The sequence below is a fragment of the Pandoraea pnomenusa genome (genome assembly GCF_000767615.3).
Classification (GTDB): Bacteria; Pseudomonadota; Gammaproteobacteria; order Burkholderiales; family Burkholderiaceae; genus Pandoraea; species Pandoraea pnomenusa.
The window spans coordinates 1793893-1817907 of sequence record NZ_CP009553.3; the positions used below are offsets into that span (position 1 = coordinate 1793893).

At 63.9% G+C, this 24015-nt stretch carries 19 protein-coding genes; 17 read left to right on the forward strand and 2 right to left on the reverse strand.

Features of this window, described 5'->3' with window-relative positions; genetic code table 11:
- The first annotated feature begins 179 nt into the window (after window positions 1-179).
- From carA to LV28_RS32170, 5 genes are all read left to right on the forward strand, one after another.
- Entirely contained in the window at window positions 180-1325 is a 1146-nt protein-coding gene (carA, locus tag LV28_RS32150; RefSeq protein ID WP_023595179.1) for a glutamine-hydrolyzing carbamoyl-phosphate synthase small subunit, read from the forward strand.
- A 40-nt stretch (window positions 1326-1365) separates the two neighbouring features.
- The gene (gene leuE / locus LV28_RS32155; protein ID WP_023871791.1) at window positions 1366-2034 is read left to right on the forward strand and encodes a leucine efflux protein LeuE; all 669 of its coding nucleotides are present in this window, start codon (window positions 1366-1368) and stop codon (window positions 2032-2034) included.
- 18 nt (window positions 2035-2052) lie between these two features.
- Window positions 2053-5295: a carbamoyl-phosphate synthase large subunit gene (carB, locus tag LV28_RS32160; protein ID WP_038618148.1), complete on the forward strand. Its 3243-nt coding sequence runs from the start codon at window positions 2053-2055 to the stop codon at window positions 5293-5295.
- Window positions 5296-5581: 286 nt separating this feature from the next.
- Complete coding sequence (greA, locus tag LV28_RS32165) at window positions 5582-6058, forward strand: transcription elongation factor GreA (protein ID WP_023595182.1); 477 nt, start codon at window positions 5582-5584, stop codon at window positions 6056-6058.
- Window positions 6042-6557 (forward strand): DUF4149 domain-containing protein, encoded by a 516-nt coding sequence (locus LV28_RS32170; protein ID WP_048806396.1) that lies wholly within the window; start codon window positions 6042-6044, stop codon window positions 6555-6557. Before greA ends, LV28_RS32170 begins: the two co-directional genes overlap by 17 nt.
- Before the next feature lie 144 nt (window positions 6558-6701).
- On the opposite strand, the gene yhbY is transcribed toward LV28_RS32170, so the two are convergent.
- A complete protein-coding gene (gene yhbY / locus LV28_RS32175) occupies window positions 6702-7205 on the reverse strand; it encodes a ribosome assembly RNA-binding protein YhbY (protein WP_038618145.1) in 504 nt (167 codons plus the stop codon).
- A gap of 137 nt (window positions 7206-7342) precedes the next feature.
- Here yhbY and LV28_RS32180 point away from each other — a divergent pair, with 137 nt between their 5' ends.
- The 11 genes from LV28_RS32180 to phoR all read left to right on the forward strand — a co-directional run bounded on the left by LV28_RS32180 (window position 7343) and on the right by phoR (window position 20086).
- Window positions 7343-7993, forward strand: coding sequence for an RlmE family RNA methyltransferase (locus tag LV28_RS32180; RefSeq protein ID WP_023595185.1), 651 nt, complete (start codon window positions 7343-7345; stop codon window positions 7991-7993).
- A 119-nt stretch (window positions 7994-8112) separates the two neighbouring features.
- Complete coding sequence (gene ftsH / locus LV28_RS32185; protein ID WP_038618142.1) at window positions 8113-9987, forward strand: ATP-dependent zinc metalloprotease FtsH; 1875 nt, start codon at window positions 8113-8115, stop codon at window positions 9985-9987.
- A gap of 325 nt (window positions 9988-10312) precedes the next feature.
- Window positions 10313-11203, forward strand: coding sequence for a dihydropteroate synthase (gene folP / locus LV28_RS32190; protein WP_024788457.1), 891 nt, complete (start codon window positions 10313-10315; stop codon window positions 11201-11203).
- Window positions 11204-11376: 173 nt separating this feature from the next.
- Window positions 11377-12720 carry a phosphoglucosamine mutase gene (glmM, locus tag LV28_RS32195; RefSeq protein ID WP_023595188.1) on the forward strand — a complete coding sequence of 448 codons (1344 nt, stop codon included), beginning with the start codon at window positions 11377-11379 and terminating at the stop codon, window positions 12718-12720.
- A gap of 575 nt (window positions 12721-13295) precedes the next feature.
- The gene (gene pstS / locus LV28_RS32200; RefSeq protein ID WP_023595189.1) at window positions 13296-14330 is read left to right on the forward strand and encodes a phosphate ABC transporter substrate-binding protein PstS; all 1035 of its coding nucleotides are present in this window, start codon (window positions 13296-13298) and stop codon (window positions 14328-14330) included.
- A gap of 136 nt (window positions 14331-14466) precedes the next feature.
- Entirely contained in the window at window positions 14467-15441 is a 975-nt protein-coding gene (gene pstC / locus LV28_RS32205) for a phosphate ABC transporter permease PstC (protein ID WP_038618137.1), read from the forward strand.
- On the forward strand, window positions 15441-16337 hold the full coding sequence (gene pstA, locus LV28_RS32210; protein ID WP_038618135.1) for a phosphate ABC transporter permease PstA: 897 nt from the start codon (window positions 15441-15443) through the stop codon (window positions 16335-16337). Before pstC ends, pstA begins: the two co-directional genes overlap by 1 nt.
- A 66-nt stretch (window positions 16338-16403) precedes the next feature.
- The gene (pstB, locus tag LV28_RS32215; RefSeq protein WP_023595192.1) at window positions 16404-17186 is read left to right on the forward strand and encodes a phosphate ABC transporter ATP-binding protein PstB; all 783 of its coding nucleotides are present in this window, start codon (window positions 16404-16406) and stop codon (window positions 17184-17186) included.
- 22 nt (window positions 17187-17208) lie between these two features.
- Window positions 17209-17916 (forward strand): phosphate signaling complex protein PhoU, encoded by a 708-nt coding sequence (gene phoU / locus LV28_RS32220; protein WP_023595193.1) that lies wholly within the window; start codon window positions 17209-17211, stop codon window positions 17914-17916.
- A gap of 33 nt (window positions 17917-17949) precedes the next feature.
- Entirely contained in the window at window positions 17950-18654 is a 705-nt protein-coding gene (phoB, locus tag LV28_RS32225; RefSeq protein ID WP_023595194.1) for a phosphate regulon transcriptional regulator PhoB, read from the forward strand.
- Between the two features lie 106 nt (window positions 18655-18760).
- Window positions 18761-20086, forward strand: coding sequence for a phosphate regulon sensor histidine kinase PhoR (gene phoR / locus LV28_RS32230; RefSeq protein ID WP_038618131.1), 1326 nt, complete (start codon window positions 18761-18763; stop codon window positions 20084-20086).
- Window positions 20087-20125: 39 nt separating this feature from the next.
- Here phoR and ppk1 read toward each other — a convergent pair whose 3' ends face one another.
- A complete protein-coding gene (ppk1, locus tag LV28_RS32235) occupies window positions 20126-22240 on the reverse strand; it encodes a polyphosphate kinase 1 (protein ID WP_048806394.1) in 2115 nt (704 codons plus the stop codon).
- 152 nt (window positions 22241-22392) lie between these two features.
- Between ppk1 and ppx the strand changes: the two genes are divergently transcribed.
- Window positions 22393-23907: an exopolyphosphatase gene (ppx, locus tag LV28_RS32240; protein WP_023871783.1), complete on the forward strand. Its 1515-nt coding sequence runs from the start codon at window positions 22393-22395 to the stop codon at window positions 23905-23907.
- Window positions 23908-24015 lie beyond the last annotated feature (108 nt).

Sequence of the window (24015 nt, forward strand, 5' to 3'; positions counted from 1 at the left end):
GCTATACTTTGAAGGTTTTAGTCATTTAACCCTCACCCTAGCGCCTACCCGCCTGACATCTCGTCCGCAGTCCGAGCATCCGCTGTGCGCATATTTCGCGCAATTCCGGTGCCCGCGCTGATGTCATCGCGAGCGGACGATGGGGCTGGCAGCCGGGGTGAACCCTTCAGGAGTTTCCCGTGCTGCCGTCATTCCCACCCGCCATTCTCGCGCTCGCTGACGGCACGGTCTTTCGTGGGTACGCCATCGGCGCTGCCGGTCACACCATCGGTGAAGTGGTCTTCAATACGGCCATTACCGGCTACCAGGAAATCCTCACCGACCCCAGCTATGCGCGCCAGATCGTCACGCTGACGTATCCGCACATCGGCAACACGGGCGTCAACGGTGAAGACGTCGAAGCCACGAAAGTCCATGCCGCCGGCCTGATCATCAAGGATCTCCCGATCCTCGACTCGAATTTCCGCGCCAACAAGACGCTCTCGCAATATCTGAAGGACGAAGGCGTCGTGGCCATCGCCGGCATCGATACGCGCCGCCTGACCCGTATCCTGCGCGACAAGGGCGCCCAGAACGGTTGCATCCTCGCCGGAGAAGAGGCGGACGAAGCCAAGGCCATCGCCCTCGCACAGTCGTTCCCCGGGCTGGCCGGCATGGACCTCGCGAAGGTCGTCTCGACCACGGAAAAGTATTCGTGGACGCAAACGGAATGGACGCTCGAGGAAGGCTACGGCGAACAGACGCAACCGAAATTCCACGTGGTCGCGCTCGACTACGGCGTCAAGCGCAATATCCTGCGCATGCTTGCCCAACGCGGCTGCAAGGTGACCGTGCTGCCCGCCCAAAGCTCGGCTGACGAGGTGTTCGCCCTCAACCCGGACGGTGTATTCCTCTCGAACGGCCCCGGCGACCCCGAGCCGTGCGATTACGCCATTGCCGCCACCAAGACCTTCCTCGAGCGACGCATCCCGACGTTCGGCATCTGCCTCGGTCACCAGATCATGGGCCTGGCGGTCGGCGCCAGGACGCTGAAGATGAAGACCGGCCACCACGGCGCCAACCATCCGGTGAAGGATCTGGCAACCGGCCGCGTGGTCATCACGTCTCAAAACCACGGTTTCGCCGTCGATGCGAACAGCCTGCCCGCCAACGCCCGCGTGTCGCACGTGTCGCTGTTCGACGGCACGCTGCAAGGCTTCGAGCTGACGGACCGCCCGGCCTTCTGTTTCCAGGGCCACCCGGAAGCGTCGCCCGGCCCGCACGACATCGGCTACCTGTTCGACCGCTTCGTGCAGTCGATGGCCGACGCCAAGCAGCCGGCGTAAGGCACGGCGACGACGAACAACGGACAAGGAATCACGTCACATGCTCGGAACCTCGATCGGCATCGTCAACCTCTGGACCTATCTGGCCGGGGTGGTGGTGATCATTCTGCTGCCGGGACCGAACTCGCTGTATGTGCTGTCGGTGGCCGCGCAGCGCGGCGTGCGCCAGGGCTATGCGGGGGCGTGCGGCGTGTTCCTGGGCGACACGATCCTCATGACGCTGTCGGCCGCGGGCGTGGCCTCGCTGCTGCACGCCCAACCGGCACTCTTCTTCGTGGTGAAGTACCTCGGCGCCGCCTATCTTTGCTGGATGGGCCTGAACATGCTGCGCGGCGCGCTCGCGAATGCGCGGGCCGCACGGGCCAGCGCCGCGGCGTCGGTCGCCGCGCCGAAGCACGTCGACGCGGATCACCCGTTCAAGCGCGCGCTGTTCATCAGCCTGCTGAATCCCAAGGCGATCCTGTTCTGCGTGTCGTTCTTCATCCAGTTCGTCGATCCGGGCTACGCCCACCCCGCCGTGTCGTTCGCGGTGCTGGGCGCGATCGTGCAGACCTGCAGTTTCCTGTACCTGAGCACGCTGATCCTGGCCGGTTACCGCCTGGCCGAGCACTTCCGGCAACGTCGCCGGTTGAGCGCCGGGGCAACCGGCGGCGTGGGCGCGCTGTTCGTTGGCTTCGGTGTGAAGCTGGCGACCGCGACGCTGAGTTAAATTTTTGTTGAGAACGTTATGCCAAAGCGCACAGACATCAAGAGCATCCTCATCATCGGCGCCGGCCCGATCATCATCGGTCAGGCATGCGAGTTCGATTATTCCGGCGCACAGGCCTGCAAGGCCCTGCGCGAGGAAGGCTACAAGGTCATTCTGATCAACAGCAACCCGGCCACGATCATGACCGACCCGGATACGGCCGATGTGACCTACATCGAACCGATCACGTGGGAAGTCGTCGAGCGCATCATCGCCAAGGAGCGCCCGGACGCGATCCTGCCGACGATGGGCGGCCAGACCGCGCTGAACTGCGCGCTCGACCTGCACCGCCACGGCGTGCTCGACAAGTACAAGGTGGAACTCATTGGCGCGTCGCCCGAAGCCATCGACAAGGCCGAAGACCGCCAGAAGTTCAAGGACGCGATGACCAAGATCGGTCTCGGTTCGGCCAAGTCGGGCATCGCCCACTCGATGGAAGACGCCCTGGCCGTGCAGGCGCAGATCACGGCCGAGACCGGCGGCAGCGGCTACCCGATGGTGATCCGTCCGTCGTTCACGCTCGGCGGCTCGGGCGGCGGCATTGCCTACAACCGCGAGGAATTCGAAGAGATCTGCAAGCGCGGTCTCGACCTCTCGCCCACGCGCGAACTCCTCATCGAGGAGTCGCTCCTCGGCTGGAAGGAGTTCGAGATGGAAGTCGTGCGCGATCGCGCCGATAACTGCATCATCGTCTGCTCGATCGAAAACCTCGACCCGATGGGCGTGCACACCGGCGACTCGATTACCGTCGCCCCCGCGCAAACGCTCACCGACAAGGAATACCAGTTGCTGCGCAACGCGTCGCTCGCCGTATTGCGCGAGATCGGCGTGGAGACGGGCGGCTCGAATGTCCAGTTCTCGATCAACCCGAAGGACGGCCGCATGGTCGTCATCGAGATGAACCCCCGTGTGTCGCGCTCGTCGGCGCTGGCCTCGAAGGCCACCGGGTTCCCGATCGCGAAGGTCGCCGCCAAGCTCGCCGTGGGCTATACGCTCGACGAACTGCGCAACGAAATCACCGGCGGCGCCACGCCGGCTTCGTTCGAGCCGACCATCGACTATGTCGTGACCAAGGTGCCCCGTTTCGCCTTCGAGAAGTTCCGCGAAGCCGACGCCCGCCTCACCACGCAGATGAAGTCGGTCGGGGAAGTGATGGCCATGGGCCGCACGTTCCAGGAATCGTTCCAGAAGGCCATGCGCGGTCTGGAAGTCGGCGTGGACGGTCTGGACGAGAAGTCGACCGATCGCGACGAGATCGTGGCCGAAATCGGTGAACCGGGCCCGGACCGCATCTGGTACGTCGGCGACGCGTTCCGCATCGGCATGAGCCTCGAGGAGGTCTACGCCGAGACGGCCATCGACCCGTGGTTCCTCGCCCAGCTCGAAGACATCGTCAAGAAGGAAAAGGCGCTCGCCGGCCGCACGCTGGAGAGCCTGTCGACCGAAGAACTGCGCTTCCTGAAGCAAAGCGGTTTCTCCGATCGCCGCCTGGCCAAGCTGCTGGATACCGACCAGACCGCCGTGCGCCGCGCGCGCATCGCGCAGAAGGTGCGCCCGGTCTACAAGCGCGTGGACACGTGCGCGGCCGAATTCTCGACCAATACCGCTTACATGTACTCGACCTATGAGGAAGAGTGCGAAGCCCAGCCGACCAACAAGAAGAAGATCATGGTGCTTGGCGGCGGCCCGAACCGGATCGGTCAGGGCATCGAGTTCGATTACTGCTGCGTGCACGCGGCGCTCGCGCTGCGCGAGGACGGGTACGAGACCATCATGGTCAACTGCAACCCGGAAACGGTGTCGACGGACTACGACACGTCCGATCGTCTGTACTTCGAACCGGTGACGCTCGAGGACGTGCTGGAAATCGTCGACCTCGAGAAGCCGGCCGGCGTGATCGTGCAGTACGGCGGTCAGACGCCGCTGAAGCTCGCCCTCGATCTCGAGGCGAACGGCGTGCCCATCGTCGGCACCAGCCCGGACATGATCGATGCCGCGGAAGACCGCGAGCGTTTCCAGAAGCTGCTCAACGACCTCGGTCTGCGTCAGCCGCCCAACCGCACGGCGCGCGCCGAGGACGAAGCCCTGAAGCTGGCCTCGGAAATCGGCTATCCCCTGGTCGTGCGTCCTTCGTACGTGCTGGGTGGCCGCGCGATGGAAATCGTTCACGAGCCGCGTGACCTCGAGCGCTACATGCGCGAAGCCGTCAAGGTGAGCAACGATAGCCCCGTGCTGCTCGACCGCTTCCTGGACGACGCCATCGAATGCGACGTCGACTGCATCTCGGACGGTACCGACGTGTATATCGGCGGCGTGATGGAGCACATCGAACAGGCCGGCGTGCACTCGGGCGACTCGGCCTGCTCGCTGCCGCCGTACTCGCTGTCGGCCGAAACGGTCGCCGAACTCAAGCGCCAGACGGCCGCGATGGCCAGGGCGCTCAACGTGATCGGCCTGATGAACGTGCAGTTCGCGATTCAGCAGGGCAATGGCGTGGACACGATCTATGTGCTCGAAGTGAACCCGCGCGCCTCGCGTACGGTGCCGTACGTCTCGAAGGCCACCGGCCGTCAGCTGGCCAAGATCGCCGCGCGCGCCATGGTCGGCCAGTCGCTCACGTCGCAGAACGTGACGACCGAGGTCGTGCCGCCATATTTCAGCGTGAAGGAAGCGGTGTTCCCGTTCGTGAAGTTCCCGGGGGTCGACCCGGTGCTCGGACCGGAAATGCGCTCGACCGGCGAAGTGATGGGCGTGGGCCGCACGTTCGGCGAAGCGCTCTTCAAGTCGCAACTGGCGGCCGGCTCGCGCCTGCCGGCCTCGGGCACGGTGCTGCTCACCGTCAAGGACGCCGACAAGCCGCGTGCCGTCGAGGTCGCCCGCATGCTGCACGCGCTGGGTTACCCGATCGTGGCAACGCGCGGGACCGCGGCGGCGATCGAAGCCGCCGGCATCCCGGTGCGCGTGGTCAACAAGGTGAAGGATGGCCGTCCGCACATCGTCGACATGATCAAGAACGGCGAAATCGCGCTGGTATTCACCACGGTGGATGAAACGCGCACGGCCATCGCCGACTCGCGCTCGATCCGCATGTCGGCGCAGGCACACAAGGTCACGTACTACACGACCATCTCGGGCGCCCGCGCCGCGGTGGAAGGCCTGAAATACCTGCAGAACCTCGAGGTCTACGATCTCCAGGGGCTTCACGCCTCGCTGCCGAACTGAGGAAGTCAGGTTTGCCCGGCTGAGCGGGCCATCGCCCGGCCGCCCTGCGGGGCGCCGGGCGATGACGCAAAAATTTGGCGCGCCCGATGGGGAACCGATCTCCGCCGGGCGCGCCAAACGCTTCATGGATGGCGCGATGTCGTCCGGCGAACCCTCGGGGTCGCGCCGTCGGCAACTCTGCTACACTAATGCCATACAGGTGTCACAGCCGCGGTCGAGCGGCGTTCGCGAAAAGTGCGAATGCGGCTTTGCTGCGGCAATTTTTTTGTCTTTTGGAATAACGCGCATGAGTACCATTCCTCTGACCAAACGGGGCGCCGAGCTGCTCAAGAATGAGCTGCACCGCCTGAAGACCGTCGAACGTCCGAACGTGATCACTGCGATTGCCGAAGCCCGTGCGCAGGGTGATCTGTCGGAAAATGCGGAATACGACGCCGCCAAGGAAAAGCAGGGCTTCATCGAAGGGCGCATCGCCGAACTCGAGTCGAAGCTCTCGGCGGCCCAAATCATCGACCCCGCGGCGCTCGACGCCGAAGGCCGCGTGGTGTTCGCCGCCACCGTCGAACTCGAAGACCTCGACAACGGCGGCACGGTCCTGTATCAGATCGTCGGCGACGATGAAGCCGACCTGGAGCACGGCAAGATCTCGGTGAGTTCGCCGATCGCACGTGCGCTCATCGGCAAGTACGCAGGCGATGTGGCCGAAGTGCAGGCCCCGAGCGGCGTGCGTGAGTACGAGATCATCGATGTCCGCTACGTCTGATGTGACGTCTGCCGGCGGCTCGCCCAGGCTGGAACGGTTGTTCCGGCTGGTGGCAACGCTCTGGTGCGGGAGTCAGTGGGCGATTGGTTATGTCGTCGCGCCCACGCTTTTTGCGGTGCTCGAATCACGCACCGTGGCCGGAACGGTCGCAGGCCGGCTATTCCACACGCAGGCCTGGTTGAGCCTGGTTTGCGGGGCGCTACTGGTCTGGCTGGCTACGGCGCTCATCGCCCGTACGCCCGATGCCACGGCCGCGCGCAGCTATCGAACGCTTCGCTGGTTGGCGGTGGCGATGATGGTCTGCGTGCTGATCGCTTCGTTTGGCCTGCAGCCGTTCATGGCGGATTTGCGTGCGCAGGCGGAAGCCGCGGGCGTGGAAATCGGTCAGTCGGTTTTTGCCGCCCGATTCGGCATGCTTCACGGCATTTCGAGCGGAATTTACCTGCTGCAAAGTCTGTTGGGGATCGTGCTGATCTGGCGTCAGCCAGTACGCGGCTGATTGTCGCAGGCGTGGGTGGCCGGGCCGGATGGAACGCTCGGCGGCTCCGTCAAGGCGCGTCGAACACCGTCGCCCACGAAAAAACGCGCCCGACATTGTCCGGGCGCGTTCTTTTAGGCAAACGCCACAAAGCGGAAGCGGCGATCAGTCGTTGCGCTGACGCTTGACGCTGGTCTGGCGCTTCTTGGCCTTCTTGACGATGCCGCCGGCAGTCATGCGTTCGTTGCCGCGAACGGTCACTTTCTTGACCGTCGGGCGTCGCCCGGCGTTGGTGCTGTGCTTGACGACTGTCACAGTGCGGGGGGCGCGGCCCTTGACCGTGGCTCCGGTTCCGCCGGATTTGGCGCGAACCGGGGCTTCGGCGGTTTCGTCGGTCGTGGGACGGTACAGGACCAGCAGTTTGCCGATGTGTTGCACCGGCGCGGCACCGAGTTGGTCGCAAATGGTGTCGTAAATCGCCACGCGCGTGTCGCGTTCGTCGCCGAACACGCGCACCTTGATCAGTTCGTGGGCCTTGAGGGCGCCGTCGATTTCCTTGAGCACCGCCGGCGTCAAGCCGTCGGCGCCGATCAGAACGACGGGATTCAGCGCATGGGCGGCGGAGCGCAAGTCGGCGCGTTGCGCCGGGGTCAGGGTCAAAGCGGGCATAGAAAACAGACGAGACAAACGAGTTAGGATGCGCCCGCGAGCGCTGGTGAGGCGTCTGCCGCACGGCAGGCCGCTCCACGCATTTTTGGGCGCGCAAGGGCGTATTATCCTGCAAATTGCAGCGTTTTCGAAGAATCATGGCAAAAAACCGTTTCAGTCACGCGTGGCTGCACGATCACATCAACGATCCCTACGTCAAAATGGCGCAGCGCGAGGGCTATCGCGCCCGCGCAGCCTATAAACTCAAGGAAATCGACGAACAGGACCGGCTCATCAAGCCGGGGCAGGTGATTGTCGACCTGGGGTCGACACCCGGCAGTTGGAGTCAATACGCGCGCAACAAGCTCGCCAAGGGCAATCGGGTCGACGGCGGTATCGACGGCACGATCATCGCGCTCGATATCTTGCCGATGGAGCCGATCGCCGACGTCCATTTCCTGCAGGGCGACTTCCGGGAGGACAGTGTCCTCGAGCAACTCGAGGAAATCGTTGCCGGGCGCAAAGTCGACCTTGTAGTTTCGGATATGGCCCCCAACTTGTCGGGAGTGGCGTCGGCCGACGCCGCGCGAATCGAGCATTTATGCGATCTGGCGCTCGATTTCGCTCAACGACACCTGAAACCGGAGGGCGCGCTGCTGGTCAAATGTTTTCACGGCAGCGGCTATAGCCAGATCGTCGAGAAATTCAAACAACAGTTCAAAACCGTGGCGCCGCGCAAGCCGAAGGCGTCTCGAGACAAATCTTCCGAAACGTTCATCCTCGGACGGGGTTTGAAAAAACCGGCTTGATGCCCGTCAAACCGGCGCACTGGCGCTATGGTGGCGGTAGAGAATCACTATGGCGGTGTGCCTGCGAGTGGATTAGAATGAATTCCTGGCGCGAAGCGATTTCATGAAGGAGCAACGCTTTGAACAATAATATGTTTTCCAAAGCGGCGGTGTGGTTAGTCATCGCGCTGGTCTTGTTTACTGTTTTTAAACAGTTCGACAAGCCGCACGTCCAGGAGGGCGTGACGTACTCCCAGTTCATGGACGATGCCAAGAACGGCAAGATCAAGAACGTGGTGGTGCAGGGCCGCAGCCTTCAGGTCACGCCCAGCGACGGTCAGAAGTACACCATCGTGTCGCCCGGCGACATCTGGATGGTGGGCGATCTCATGAAGTACGGTGTTCAGGTCTCGGGCAAGGCCGACGACGAACCGAACGTGCTCATGTCCGCGCTTTACTACCTCGGACCAACGCTGCTGATCATCGGCTTCTGGTTCTACATGATGCGGCAGATGCAGGGCGGGGGTAAGGGCGGCGCCTTTTCCTTCGGTAAATCCCGTGCGCGCCTCATCGACGAGAATGCCAATCCGGTCACCTTTGCCGACGTCGCGGGCTGCGACGAAGCCAAGTACGAGGTCGGCGAGCTGGTCGACTTCCTGAAGGATCCGCAGAAATTCCAGAAGCTGGGCGGGCGTATTCCACGCGGCGTGCTGCTCGTCGGGCCGCCGGGAACTGGTAAGACGCTGCTGGCACGCGCCATCGCGGGCGAAGCCAAGGTGCCGTTCTTCAGCATTTCGGGTTCGGACTTCGTGGAAATGTTCGTCGGCGTGGGCGCGGCCCGTGTGCGCGACATGTTCGAAAACGCCAAGAAGCAGTCGCCGTGTATCGTGTTCATCGACGAAATCGACGCGGTCGGTCGCCATCGTGGCGCCGGCATGGGCGGCGGTAATGACGAACGCGAGCAGACGCTGAACCAGATGCTCGTCGAAATGGACGGCTTCGAAGCGAATTCGGGCGTGATCGTGATCGCGGCGACCAACCGTTCGGACGTGCTGGACAAGGCGCTGCTGCGTCCGGGGCGCTTCGACCGTCAGGTCTACGTCGGTTTGCCGGATATCCGCGGTCGCGAGCAGATCCTGAAGGTGCACCTGCGCAAGGTGCCGATTGCGAGCGACGTCGACGCATCGGTCATCGCACGCGGTACGCCGGGCATGTCGGGCGCCGATCTGGCCAACCTCGTGAACGAAGCGGCATTGTTTGCGGCGCGTCGTAACAAGCGCATCGTCGAGATGCTCGACTTCGAAGACGCGAAGGACAAGATTTTCATGGGTCCCGAGCGCAAGTCGGCGGTCATGCGCGACGAGGAACGCCGTGCCACGGCCTACCACGAGTCGGGTCACGCGGTGGTGGCGATGCTTCTGCCGGGGGCCGATCCGGTCCACAAGGTCACGATCATTCCGCGTGGATGGGCGCTGGGTCTGACGATGCAGTTGCCGGAACACGACAAGTATTCGGAGTATCGCGACACCATGCTCACGCAGATCGCGATCCTGTTTGGCGGTCGTGCGGCCGAGGAAGTCTTCATCAACAAGATGTCGACGGGGGCATCGAACGACTTCGAGCGCGCGACCAAGCTGGCGCGCGACATGGTGACCCGCTACGGCATGTCGGACGCCCTGGGCCCGATGGTCTACGTCGACACGGAGCAGGATTCGGTGTTCGGCCGGATGTCAGCCAAGTCGGTGTCGGAAGCCACGCAGCAAAAGGTCGATGCGGAAGTGCGTCGTATTCTCGACGAGCAGTACGCGCTGGCCAAGAAGCTGCTGGAAGACAACCGCGAGAAGGTCGAGTCGATGACGCAGGCGCTCATGGAGTGGGAAACCATCGACGGCGAGCAGATCAACGACATCATGGACGGCCGTCCGCCGCGCCCGCCGAAGAGCGGCCCGTCGAACGGTGGTGCTTCGGGCGGCAACTCGCCGCTCAAGCCGAGCAACACCCCGGCAACCGTCTGATCGGTTGCCGCGACGGACGAAAGCACGTCGTTTCAGAAAAGGCCGGCAGACCGCCGGCCTTTTTGTATTTTCCGGGCGGCATCGGAGGGCGGTCGCAGCGCGCCCTGGCCGATCGGCATATGGGCGTGATCGAGTGTTTCCGAGTGTTTCCGAGTGTTTCCGCGGTCGATGCGCAGGGTGAATCCGGTAACATTACGGCCATAAGCGATGCCCGCCTTGCGGGCGCGTGGGTCCGCTCCTCCCGAACGGGCCACCACACAGGTTTTTCTGAGCTACGAGCTGTCGAATGTCCACTGAGCAGTCGAAATCCGCGCCTTCCGCCTCGATGCCCGCCGACGATATCGTCGCGCCTGCCGATGCCCTCCACACCCCGGCCAGTCCCGCCACATTGGCGCTGGGCCCCCGTTTCCGGCTCGATGCCAGCCGTGTCCACGTGATGGGCATCCTGAATGTGACGCCCGATTCGTTTTCCGACGGCGGCAAGTTCGTGGCGCGCGACGCGGCGCTGCGCCATGCCGAGCAACTGATTTCTGACGGGGCGGATATCCTCGACATCGGCGGTGAGTCGACCCGTCCGGGGGCCGAGGCCTTGCCGGAGGACGCCGAACTCGAGCGCGTCGTACCGATCGTCGAGGCATTGCGCGATTGCGGCGTGCCGCTTTCGATCGACACCTACAAGCCGGGCGTAATGCGCGCCGTGCTGGCCGCCGGCGCGGACATGATCAACGACATCTGGGGCTTCCAGCAGCCCGGTGCGATCGAGGCGGTACGCGACAGCGAGGCAGCGCTGTGCATCATGCACATGTTGCACGATCCGAAAACGATGCAGGATGCGCCCATCTACACCGATGTGGTGACCGAAGTCGCGGCCTTCCTGGATGGCCGGGTCGACGCGATGCTCTCGGCCGGTGTTGCGCCGACGCGTCTGTATCTCGATCCGGGATTCGGTTTTGGCAAGAATCTCGCCCATAATCTCGCCTTGCTCAAGCATCTGCGGGTGCTCTCGCGCGACGGCCTGCCATTGCTCGTGGGCATGTCGCGCAAAAGAATGCTCGGCGAAATCACCGGACGCGCCCTGCCGCTGGAGCGCCGCACGGCGAGTGTGGCGGCCGCGCTGTGCGCTGCCCAGCAGGGCGCTGCTGTCGTGCGGGTGCACGATGTGGCGGAGACCGTCGATGCCCTGAAGGTATGGCAGGCGGTGCGCGACGCCGAGTAGGCGTATGGCAGGCCGGGCCAGACGTCGGCCGGGGACCGAGTGGGGACGCATGTCGTCGAAAATGTCGCCGCCCCGCTCGCGCTCGAACGACGAGCAAGACACAGAATGAAAGACGCGCACGTCCGGCCCACCACGGGGCGCGGGCGTGACGCCTCACCTGGGAACGAAGCAAGATGAAACGACGCTATTTTGGTACGGACGGTGTTCGCGGCACCGTGGGCGAAAGCCCGATCACGCCGGAGTTCGTGCTGCGGCTCGGCTATGCGGCCGGGCGCGTGCTGGCCGGCAATCAGACGATGGGCCGGCCGACGGTGTTGATCGGCAAGGACACCCGGGTCTCGGGTTACATGCTCGAGGCCGCGCTGGAAGCCGGGTTCGCGGCCGCCGGCGTCGATACCATGATGGCGGGCCCCATGCCCACGCCCGCGGTCGCCTACCTCACCCGCGCACTGCGTCTGGCGGCGGGCGTCGTCATCAGCGCCTCGCACAATCCGTATCACGACAACGGTATCAAGTTCTTTTCGGCCGACGGCAACAAACTGCCGGACCAGACCGAACTGTCGATCGAGGCGGAGCTCGACAATCCGATGTCCTGCGTGCGCTCCGAGCAGCTCGGCAAGGCGCGTCGCCTGGACGACGCCGCCGGCCGCTACATCGAGTTCTGCAAGAGCACCTTTCCGAACGATTTCGACCTGCGCGGCATGAAAATCGTGGTCGACTGCGCCAACGGTGCGGCGTATCACATCGCGCCGCACGTTTTTCACGAATTGGGCGCGGAAGTCATCGCGATCGGCAACCAGCCGAACGGTTTCAACATCAACGAAGACTGCGGCGCGACCGCCCCGGATGCACTCATGCGCGCGGTGCGGGCGAACCATGCCGATATTGGCGTGGCGCTCGACGGCGACGCTGACCGCCTGCAGATCGTCGACGGTGCAGGACGTTTGTACAACGGCGACGAGCTGTTGTATCTGCTCGTCAAGGATCGTCTGGACAACGGCGGCGTGCCCGGTGCCGTGGGCACACTGATGACCAACATGGCCGTCGAAGTAGCGCTCAAGGGCCTGGGGGTGCCGTTCGTGCGCGCCAAGGTCGGCGATCGCTACGTGCTCGAGCAACTGCACAAGCATGGCTGGCAGCTCGGTGCGGAAGGCTCGGGGCACATCCTGTGTCTGGACAAGCACACCACGGGCGACGGCATCGTCTCGGCGCTGCAGGTGCTCGCGGCGATCCGTCGCGCGGACAACAAGCCGCTGGCCCGGCTGCTCGACGGTGTGCGCCTGTTCCCGCAACACATGATCAACGTTCGCACGATACCCGGTTACGACTGGCAGGCCGACGCGCGTCTTGCCGCCGAACGCGACGCCGTCGAGGCAAAGCTCGGCGACGCGGGCCGTGTGCTGATTCGCGCATCCGGCACCGAACCGGTGCTGCGCGTGATGGTCGAGGCGCGCGACGAGTCGCAGGCCACGTCGTTGGCCCAGCATCTGGCGAACGTCGTGAAGGCGGCCGCTTAATGCCCTGTCGGAACAGCGCCATGACGTCATAACGCGTCGCCCGGCCGGCCCTCAGGCCGACACCCGGCGGCGGTCGCCGATCTTTCGCGGTCGGTCTGCCGGTGCCTCGCGCGATGTCATTCGCCCCGATCGTTCCCGCCGGTCAATCCCGGCGCAAAAGCCGTCACGGTTCGTGGCGGCTTTTGTCGTTTCCGGGGCGCCGGAGACGCCTTTCGCGCGCCACCACACCATCCAATCATAGGAATCACGGGGCATCGCGCCGTCCGTTTGTGACAGTCTTCGTGACGGTTGTCGGCGAATTTCCGACATCGATTCGTCACGGTCATGGCGGGGTCCCGGCGCCTAAAAGTGCGCGGCAGGCGTGCCGGATGGTCGCCGAAATCGACCGAAACCCGCGCCAGTCAACGATCTTGTGCACCGCCAGAGCGGTGTGGAAGCTGCATGCAATGTGTCGATGGGAAGACGGCTTCGTGACACTTTGATGGTGGGCTTTCGAATGTGACACATTACTGTCACATTCGGAATCTATGCTTCGAGCCATCCACACGCTGTACCACACCAACTCGGAGAGATCCATGAAGCTGATGAAGACTGCGATTGCCGGCCTGGCTGGCGTTCTGTTTGCCGCGGGCGCGATTGCGGGCGAGATTACGGGTGCCGGCAGCACGTTCGCCGCTCCGATCTACACGAAGTGGGCCGACGCCTACCAGAAGGCGACCCAGAACAAGGTGAACTACCAGGGTATCGGTTCCTCGGGCGGCATCAAGCAGATCCAGGCCAAGACCGTCGATTTCGCTGGCTCGGACGCCCCGCTGACCGATGAAGAACTCGCCAAGCAGGGCCTGTTCCAGTTCCCGACCGTGGTCGGCGGCATCGTGCCGGTCATCAACGTGCCGGGTGTGAAGGCTGGCGAGCTGGTCCTGTCGGGCGAAGTGCTGGGCGACATCTACCTGGGCAAGATCAAGAAGTGGAACGATCCGGCCATCGCCAAGCTGAACCCGAAGGTCAAGCTGCCGGATACCGACATCGCCGTGGTTCGCCGCGCCGACGGTTCGGGCACGAGCTTCGTGTTCACGAACTACCTGTCGAAGGTCAACGCCGAGTGGAAGAGCAAGGTCGGCGAAGGCACCACGGTCAACTGGCCTACCGGTACGGGTGGCAAGGGTAACGACGGCGTTGCCGCCTTCGTGCAGCGCCTGCCGGGCGCCATCGGCTATGTCGAATCGGCCTACGCCAAGCAGAACAAGCTCACGCACACGGCCCTCGTGAATGCCGACGGCAAGACGGTCGAGCCGGATGCCAAGACGTTCGCGGCCGCGGCCGGCAAGGCAGAGTGGTCGAAGACGTTCTACCAGATCCTGACCAACGAGAAGGGTGCCGATTCGTGGCCGATCGTGGCGGCGACGTTCGTTCTGGTGCACCAGAAGGCTGACGCGGGCAAGGAAGCGCAAAGCGCCGACGTACTCAAGTTCTTCGACTGGTCGTTCAAGAACGGCGTGAACACGGCGAAGGAGCTGGACTACATCCCGCTGCCGGAAGCCGTGCTCAAGCAGATCCGTGCCGGCTGGAAGGCAAAGGTTGCCGAATCGGCCGCCAAGGCCGGTATCTAACGCGCCTTGCAGGCATCGGGCAATGCAAGGCTGCGTTGCCCGTGACCACAAAACCGGCAATATCCGCGCCGCCTGTTCCGAAGCCCGGACTCTGATCCGGCACCGGCCGGCGGCGCGCTCACGCTGAGACGACATCATGGCAGAAGCCACCAGCCCCCTCGCAACGCCGGGCGCGCAGCGCGCCCCGTCTTCCGTTGGCGACTTTCTCTTCGCGCTGCTGGCACGCGCGGCCGCGTTCATCACGCTGCTCCTGCTCGGTGGCATCATCGTGTCGCTGATCGTGAGCGCAATGCCGTCGATCGAGAAGTTCGGCTTCGCCTTTCTGTGGACGAAGGACTGGGATCCTCCCGCAGAGCAATTCGGCGCGCTCGTCCCCATCTACGGCACGATCGTCACGTCGGTGATCGCGCTCATCATCGCGGTGCCGGTGAGCTTCGGTATTGCGCTCTTCCTGACGGAACTCTCGCCCGTATGGCTGCGCCGCCCGCTGGGCACCGCCATCGAGCTGCTCGCGGCCATCCCGAGCATCGTCTACGGTATGTGGGGCCTGCTGATCTTCGCCCCGATCTTCAGCCAGTATTTTCAGAAGCCGCTGCAGACGCTGCTCGGCAACGTGCCGGTCATCGGCGCGCTGTTCCAGGGGCCGCCGCTGGGCATCGGCATCCTGCCGGCCGGCGTCATCCTCGCCATCATGATCATTCCTTACATCGCCTCGGTCATGCGCGACGTGTTCGAAGTCACGCCCGTGCTGCTCAAGGAATCGGCGTACGGCATCGGCTGCACGACCTGGGAAGTGATGTGGCGAGTGGTGCTGCCCTTCACGAAAACCGGCGTCATCGGCGGCATCATGCTCGGCCTGGGCCGGGCGCTCGGCGAGACCATGGCCGTCACCTTCGTGATCGGCAACACGAACCTGCTCGACAACGTGTCGCTGTATTCGCCGGGCAACAGCATTACCTCGGCGCTGGCCAACGAATTCGCCGAAGCCGGGCCGGGTCTGCACACCTCGGCGCTCATGGAACTTGGCCTGATTCTCTTCTTCATCACCTTTGTGGTGCTGGCGTTGTCCAAGCTCATGCTGCTGCGCCTCGAGAAAAGCGAAGGTAAATAATGACCCAACAAGCGCTCGAACTGGAAACGCCCGACGTGAAGCCCACCGACGCCTTTACCCGCGTGCGGCTCCAGGCCTACCGCCGCCGCAAGAACATTTTCGCGATCGCCATGTCGCTCGCGGCGATGGCCTTCGGCCTGCTCTGGCTGCTGTGGATTCTCTATACCACGCTCTCACTGGGCATCGGCGGTCTGTCGCTGTCGCTGTTCACCGAGATGACGCCGCCGCCGAACACCGCGGGCGGGGGGCTGGCCAACGCCATCGCGGGCAGCCTCGTGATGGTCGGCATGGCCACGCTGTTGGGCACCCCGCTGGGCATCCTCGCGGGCGTGTACCTCGCGGAATACGGACAGAAGTCCTGGCTCGCGAGCCTCACCCGCTTCATCAATGACATTCTGCTCTCTGCGCCGTCGATCGTGATCGGCCTGTTCGTGTATGCGCTGGTCGTGGCCAAGATGGGGCACTTCTCGGCGTGGGCCGGCATCGTGGCGCTGGCGCTGCTGCAGATCCCGATCGTGATCCGCACGACCGAGAACATGCTCAAGCTGGTGCCGAACAACCTGCGCGAGGCCGCCTTCGCGCTGGGCACGCCGAAGTGGCGCATCATCGTGAAGATCACGCTGAAGGCCTCGATCGCCGGCATCGTGACGGGGGTGCTGCTGGCCGTGGCGCGCATTGCGGGCGAGACCGCGCCGCTGCTCTTCACCGCGCTGTCGAATCAGTTCTGGTCGATGAACCTGAACCAGCCGATGGCCAACTTGCCGGTCACGATCTTCAAATTTGCCATGAGCCCGTTTGCGGAGTGGCAGGCGCTTGCCTGGGCGGGGGTGTTCATCATCACCCTCGGGGTGCTGTTCCTGAACATTCTGGCGCGCACGCTGTTTGCCAGGAAGTGACCGGCGAATCGAGCGACGCGAAACGACACCTCCCGACACGACGCCTACATGACGGTTGAGACCAACATGACGAACCCGACCCAAGAAATCAAGCTGCCCTCGAAGATCGAAGTCAAGAACCTGAACTTCTTCTACGACAAGTACCACGCGCTCAAGAACATCAACCTGCGCATTCCCGATCGCAAGGTCACGGCCTTCATCGGCCCGTCGGGTTGCGGCAAGTCGACGCTGCTGCGCACGTTCAACAAGATGTACGCCCTGTATCCGGAGCAGCGCGCCGAGGGCGAGATCAACATGGACGGCGAGAACCTGCTCACCAGCAAACAGGACATCGCGCTGCTGCGCGCCAAGGTCGGCATGGTGTTCCAGAAGCCGACCCCGTTCCCGATGTCCATCTACGACAACATCGCGTTCGGCGTGCGCCTGTTCGAGAAGCTCTCGCGCTCGGAAATGGACGACCGTGTCGAGTGGGCGCTGACCAAGGCGGCGCTGTGGAGCGAAGTCAAGGACAAGCTGCAACAGTCGGGGTACGGGCTCTCGGGCGGCCAGCAACAGCGTCTGTGCATCGCGCGCGGCATCGCCATTCGTCCGGAAGTGCTCCTGCTCGACGAGCCGTGCTCAGCGCTCGACCCGATCTCGACCGGTCGTATCGAAGAGCTGATCGCCGAGCTCAAGGACGACTACACCGTGGTGATCGTCACGCACAACATGCAGCAGGCCGCGCGTTGCTCGGACTTCACGGCCTACATGTATCTGGGCGAGCTGATCGAATTCGGCGAGACCGAGAAGATATTCATCAAGCCGGATCGCAAAGAGACCGAAGACTACATCACCGGCCGTTTCGGTTGATGCCCACGAGGAAATCAGCGACATGAACGACAAACACCTTTCCAGCCAGTTCGACTCCGATCTCAATCAGGTTTGCTCGCGCGTCCTCGAAATGGGCGGCCTGGTCGAATCGCAGATCGTGACGGCCATGCAGGCGCTCAACACGTTCGATCGCGCGCTCGTGGACGAAGTGATCGCCACCGAGCAGCGGCTGAACACGATGGAAGTCGAGATCGACGAGGAGTGCAGCAAGATCATCGCCCGCCGACAGCCGACCGCGCGCGATCTTCGTCTGCTGCTCTCGATCTCCAAGACGATCACCAACCTGGAGCGCGCCGGCGACGAAGCCGAGAAGATCGCCAAGCGCACGCGCCATCTGCTCGAGGACGGCGCCGCGCAGAGCGTGAATTTTGCCGAGATCAAGCTCTCGGGCGAGATGGCGGCTCAATTGCTGCGCCGCACGCTCGACGCGTTTGCCCGCCTGGACATCGTCGCCGCGGCGGAGATCGTGCGCGACGACAAGGCGATCGACAATGAGTTTCGTGGCTTCGTGCGAAAATTGGTCACGTACATGATGGAAGACCCGCGGACCATTTCGGCGGGCCTGGATTTCCTGTTCATCGCCAAGGCCGTCGAGCGCATCGGCGACCACGCGAAGAACATCGCGGAGTTCATCATCTACATTGTCAAGGGCACCGACGTCCGGCACATTTCGCGCGAAGATCTGCAGCGCAAAGTGCAAGGCGAGTAAAGCCAGACATCACCGAAGGTTTGAGAGGAACCGATGCCCAGCAGCATTCTGATCGTGGAAGACGAGCCGGCGATTTCCGAGCTGATCTCCGTTAATCTGCAACACGCGGGTCATTATCCGATCCGGGCGTACAACGCGGAGCAGGCGCTCACGTTGATCAGTGACGTCCTGCCGGATCTGGTGCTGCTGGACTGGATGCTGCCCGGCAAGTCGGGGGTGACGTTCGCGCGTGAGCTGCGTGCGAACGAGCGCACCAAGCACGTGCCGATCATCATGCTCACGGCGCGCAGCGAAGAGCAGGACAAGGTAATGGGCCTCGAGATCGGCGCGGACGACTACGTCACCAAGCCGTTCTCGCCGAAGGAGCTGATGGCGCGCATCAAGGCCGTGCTTCGCCGGCGTGCGCCGCAGCTCACCGAGGACGTGGTGAGCGTGAACGGCCTGAAGCTCGACCCGGCAACCCACCGCGTCACGAGCCACCAGGCCGGCGGCGACAGCATCAAACTGGACCTCGGGCCCACGGAGTTCCGGTTGCTGCACTTCTTCATGACGCACCCCGAGCGCGTGCACAGCCGCTCGCAGTTGCTCGACCAGGTGTGGGGCGACCACGTGTTCGTCGAGGAGCGCACGGTCGACGTGCACATCAAGCGTTTGCGCGCCGCGCTCAAGCCGGCGGGCCACGATGCTATGATCGAGACGGTGCGCGGCAGCGGCTATCGCCTGACGAAGTCCGTCTGACGGACCGAACCGAGCCTGCGCACCGCGCGCCCGGCGGCCGACGCCTGCCGGGCCAAGGTCGCTCTCGTCCGGTGGCGCCGGGCGGTAAAATTCCTGTGCATCGTCTATGAATATCATCTGGGCCCGTGCGCTGGCGTTCCTGATCCTGCAGGCGGTCATTTCGGTGGCCGTCGGCTGGCTGTTCGGCGCGAGCGCGGGTTACGTCACCGCCATCGTGCTGCTGGTGACGCAGCTCCTGTTCAACGTCTATCACGCCCAGCGTCTCTGGCGTCTGCTCGACGCCCCCGTCTACGGAGAAGTCCCCAGCGCCATCGGCCTGTGGGGCGAGATCTACTACCGGCTGCACAAGCTCGCCAAACGCTGGCACAGTCAGGTCAAGCAGGTGGAGCAACAGCACGCCCGCTTCATTCAGGCGATCCAGGCGTCGCCCAACGGCGTGATCATGCTCGACGAGCAGAACCAGATCGAGTGGTGCAACGCGATCGCCGAGGTGCATTTCGGCATCGACGCCAAGCGCGACCTGCGCCAGCAGATCACGCATTTGCTGCGCACGCCGGCGTTCCTGCACTATCTCTCGTCGGAGCGCTACGACGAGGCGCTCACCATGCCGAACATGGGCGCCAAGCGTAACCATGTGCTCTCGATGCAGGTGTTTCCGTACGGGGACAACCGCAAGCTGATCATCTCGCTCGACGTGACCGACATCGAGCGCACCGACGCCATGCGGCGCGATTTCGTGGCGAATGTCTCGCACGAACTCAAGACGCCACTCACTGTGCTCTCGGGCTTTCTCGAGACGGTCGGCGAGTTGCCGCTGTCGCCGGAGGAAATCCAGCGCTACGTCGAGATCATGCGGCAGCAGGCCTCGCGCATGCAGAACATCGTGAATGACCTGCTCACGCTCGCGAAGCTCGAAGGCAGCGGCAAGCCGCCGGCGGACGAGCGGATCGACATGGACATGCAGATGCGCTCGCTGCGAAGCGATGCGGAAGGGCTCTCGCAGGGGCAGCACGTGATCGAGGTCGACGCCGCGCCAGGCATCGATCTTCGCGGCGCGGAGGGAGAGCTTCACAGCGCGTTCAGCAACCTGGTAAGCAATGCCGTGCGATACACGCCACAGGGCGGGAAGATCCGGATCGAGTGGGGGCCGAGTGCTGACGGCGGCGCGCGTTTTGCCGTTGTGGATTCGGGGCTCGGTATTCCCGCGGAGCACATTCCGCGGTTGACCGAGCGCTTCTACCGCATCGACCGCAGCCGTTCGCGCGATACCGGGGGGACTGGTCTGGGCCTGGCCATCGTCAAGCACGTGCTCACCCGACATCAGGCCGATCTGAAGGTCACGAGCGAGGTGGGGCGGGGCAGCGTGTTCGCGATTCATTTCCCGCCCACGCGCGTGGTGCATCGCGCCCCCGTGGATGCGTCGGCCGCGTGATTGCCGGCGCGTTCGTGCCGCTGCCGCAGCGGCACGCGCTCAGTTGCCGGTCTGTACGTGCTGCGCGATTTCCTGCATCAGCACCATCTGGCTGTTGAACGGGGTCTTGCCCGGCTTGCGGCGAACATAGCTGCCGTCCGGGCGCATCAGCCAGGCCGCCGTATTGTCGCGCAGATGCACCATCAGGCCTTCGCGAATCACGCGCGCCTTCAGGCGCTTGTCGCGCACCGGGAAGGCCACCTCCACGCGTCGGAAGAAATTGCGCTCCATCCAGTCGGCGCTCGAGAGCATGACGCGCTCGTCACCGTCGGCATGGAAGTAATAGATGCGATGGTGCTCGAGAAAGCGTCCGACGATCGAGCGAACGGTGATGTTCTCGGAGAGCCCCGGGACGCCCGCGCGCAGCGAGCACACGCCGCGCACGATCAGGTCGATCTTCACGCCGGCGCGCGACGCCTTGTACAGTTCGGCGATGATGGTCGGCTCGAGCAGCGCGTTCATCTTCGCGACGATGCGGGCCTTGCGGCCGGCCGCGGCCGCTTCCGTCTCCCGCCGGATGGCCTCGAGCAGATGCGCGTGCATCGTGAAGGGCGATTGCCACAGGCCGTCGAGGTGGGTCTGGCGGCCGATGCCCGTCAACTGCTGGAAGACTACGTGTACGTCGGCGCACAGGGTCTCGTCCGCGGTCATCAGCCCGAAGTCCGTGTACAGACGGGCCGTGCGTGGGTGATAGTTGCCGGTGCCGAGGTGGACATAGCGCTTGAGATACGTCTTCTTGCCCTGACGCGTGCGTCGCACGATCAATAGCATCTTCGCATGGCACTTGTGGCCGACCACCCCATAGACCACATGCGCGCCGACCGCTTCGAGGCGTGCGGCCCAGTTGATGTTCGTTTCTTCGTCGAATCGCGCGAGCAGCTCCACGACCACCGTGACTTCCTTGCCGTTGCGGGCCGCCTCCATGAGCGCGTCCATGAGCGCGGATTCGTTGCCGGTGCGGTAGATCGTCTGCTTGATGGCAACCACGTCCGGGTCGCGGGCGGCCTGAAGCAACAGCTCCAGCACGGGCTGGAAGCTGTCGTACGGATGGTGCAGCAGCAGATCGCCCTGATCGATGAGGTCGAACATGGCGGGCGAGGCGGTCATGCGCCTGGGCAAGGCCGGCACGAACGGCACGAACTTCAGGTCCGGGCGGTCGACCATTTCGGGGAGCGGCATGAGGCGCACCAGATTGACCGGGCCCTTGACGCGGTAGCAGTCCGAGTCGGACAGGCCGCACTCGGTCTGCAGGCGTCGTACGAGCCGCGACGGCGCACCCGCGTCGACTTCGAGGCGCACGGCGTCGCCGAGGTGCCGGGCGGGAAGTTCGCCCTGGAGTGCCGTGCGCAGGTTCGTGATCTCGTCTTCGTCGACGAACAGGTCGCTGTTGCGGGTCACGCGAAACTGGTGGCAACCCTTGGCGGTGAGGCCAGGGAAGAGTTCGCTTGCGAAGCGCAGCATGAACGAGCTGAGCAGCACGAAGCTGTTGGGCAGGGGGGCCAGCGCGGGCGGCATGGGCACGAGGCGGGGCAGGGCACGCGGGGCCTGGACGATGGCCAGTTCCGCGTCGCGCCCGAAGGCATCCTTGCCTTCGAGCTCCACGGCGAAGTTCAGGCTCTTGTTGAGGACTCGCGGGAACGGGTGCGCGGGGTCGAGGCCGATGGGCGTGAGCACCGGTACCAGTTCGCGCAGGAAGTAGTCGCGGGCCCACTCGACCTGAGCGTCGTTCCATTGGCCGGACGGATGAAAGGCGATGCCTTCGGCCTCGAGTTTCGGCAGAATGCTGTCGAACATCGCGTATTGCTTTTCGACGAGCGCCTGTGCCCGGGCGCAGACTTGCGTGTAAACTTGCTGGAACGTCATGCCGTCGGGCGTGAGCATGCCCGGATTCTCGCGCATCTGCTCTTTCAGTCCGGCGACGCGGATTTCGAAGAACTCGTCCAGATTGCTGCTCACGATACAGACGAAGCGCAGGCGCTCGAGCAATGGCGTTGCCGGATCGGCCGCCTGGGCGAGCACGCGTTCGTTGAATGCGAGGATGCCCAGCTCACGATTGAGCAGCGGGTAATTCATATTGAACGTGCGAAAGACATGGGATTGGCGTGAATTCTTCATCCGTATTGTTACAGTTATATGACATTCACATTTGTCAACGACGTGTCATATACGATTTGTAACGTATTCGTCATTTATTTGTCGAGTGCGCGTCATGCATTTAAAGTGAAGCATCGCGTTTACCGACTCTCATCGCTCAGGCGCACCTCCCCATGAGTACCCCAACGCCCTTGCTAGCGGCCGTCGATCTCGGTTCGAACAGCTTCCGCCTGATCATCGGACGTGTGGAGGAAACCTCCGCCGGCACCCAGATCTATCAGGTCGATGCCTTGCGCGAGCCGGTGCGGCTGGCCGCCGGTCTGAATGCCGAGAAATACCTCGATCATCCGTCGCAGCAACGTGGGTGGGACGTGCTCAAGCGCTTCGGCGAGCGGCTGCGCGGTTTTCATCCCGACCAGGTGCGCGCCGTGGCGACCAACACGTTGCGCGTGGCCAAGAATGCGCAGGATTTCCTGGGCGAGGCGCAGCGAGCGCTGGGTTTTCCGATCGAAGTGATTGCCGGACGGGAAGAGGCGCGCCTGATCTATGCGGGCGCGGCGCATTCGGTGCCGACCTGCCCGGGCAACCGGCTGGTGGTGGACATTGGCGGTGGTTCGACGGAATTCATCATCGGTGAGGATTACGAACCGATCATCATGGAGAGCCTGTATATCGGCTGCGTGAGCCACAGCCGTCAGTTCTTTCCGAGCGGCAACGTGGACGAGTATGCGATGAAGCAGGCCGAACTGGCGGCGCGTCGCGAGATTCAGATCATCTCCGCGCCGTATCGCGATGCGGGCTGGTCGCAGGCGATCGGTTCGTCGGGCACGGCACGCGCGTTGGCCGAACTGCTCGAGGCCAATGGTTTCAATGACGGCGGCGTGCACGGTCTCACACGCGGCGGCCTCGAGCGTCTCAAGCGTGCGCTCATCAAGGCCGAGAACGCGAATCGCCTGAAGCTGTCCGGACTTAAGCAGGATCGCATTCCGGTGCTGCCCGGGGGGCTGTCCATCATGCTGTCCGTCTTCAACGAACTCGAAGTCGAGCATATGGAGACGACCGACGCCGCGCTGCGTCTCGGCGTGATGTACGACCTGCTCGGGCGGACCCAGCACCAGGACATGCGCGCGGTGACCGTCGAGCAGTTCGTGCGGCGATACGGCGTGGATCGGGCGCAGGCCGAGCGAGTGGGGCGCCTGGCCATTGCGCTGTACCGTCAGTTGCCGGTCGCCGGCGAAGATGCCGACGACGGCCGCGAGGACGACGAGGCGTTGCTGAGCTGGGCGGCGTCGCTGCACGAGATGGGGCTGTCGATCTCTCACAGTGCCTATCACAAGCATTCGGCCTACATCGGCAGCAACGCGGACATGCCGGGGTTCTCGCGTCCCGATCAGGCGCGCCTGGCGGAGCTGCTGCTGGGGCACGTGGGTAAGCTGGGCAAGCTCGCCGCGCAGGCGCAGCAGGTCGACTGGCAATTGCTGTTCTGCCTGCGGCTGGCCGTGCTGTTCTGTCGTCGGCGAACCGACGCGCTACCCGACAGCATCGAGGTCGAACGCCTGGGTGACGGTTTCCAGGTGTCGGTGCCGCGTGTATGGATCGAGGCCAACCCGTTGACCGATTACAGCCTGCAACGTGAGGCGCAGGAGTGGGAGAAGATCGGCATGCGCTACAAGGTGGTCTACGCCTGAGCGACTGCGCCGAAGCCTAATCGTAAGGGCGCCTGCACCGATGTGCGGCCCTCGATGAAAGAATGCCCGGCAGAAGCCGGGCATTCTTTTGTCCGCAGCGGGGGCGGA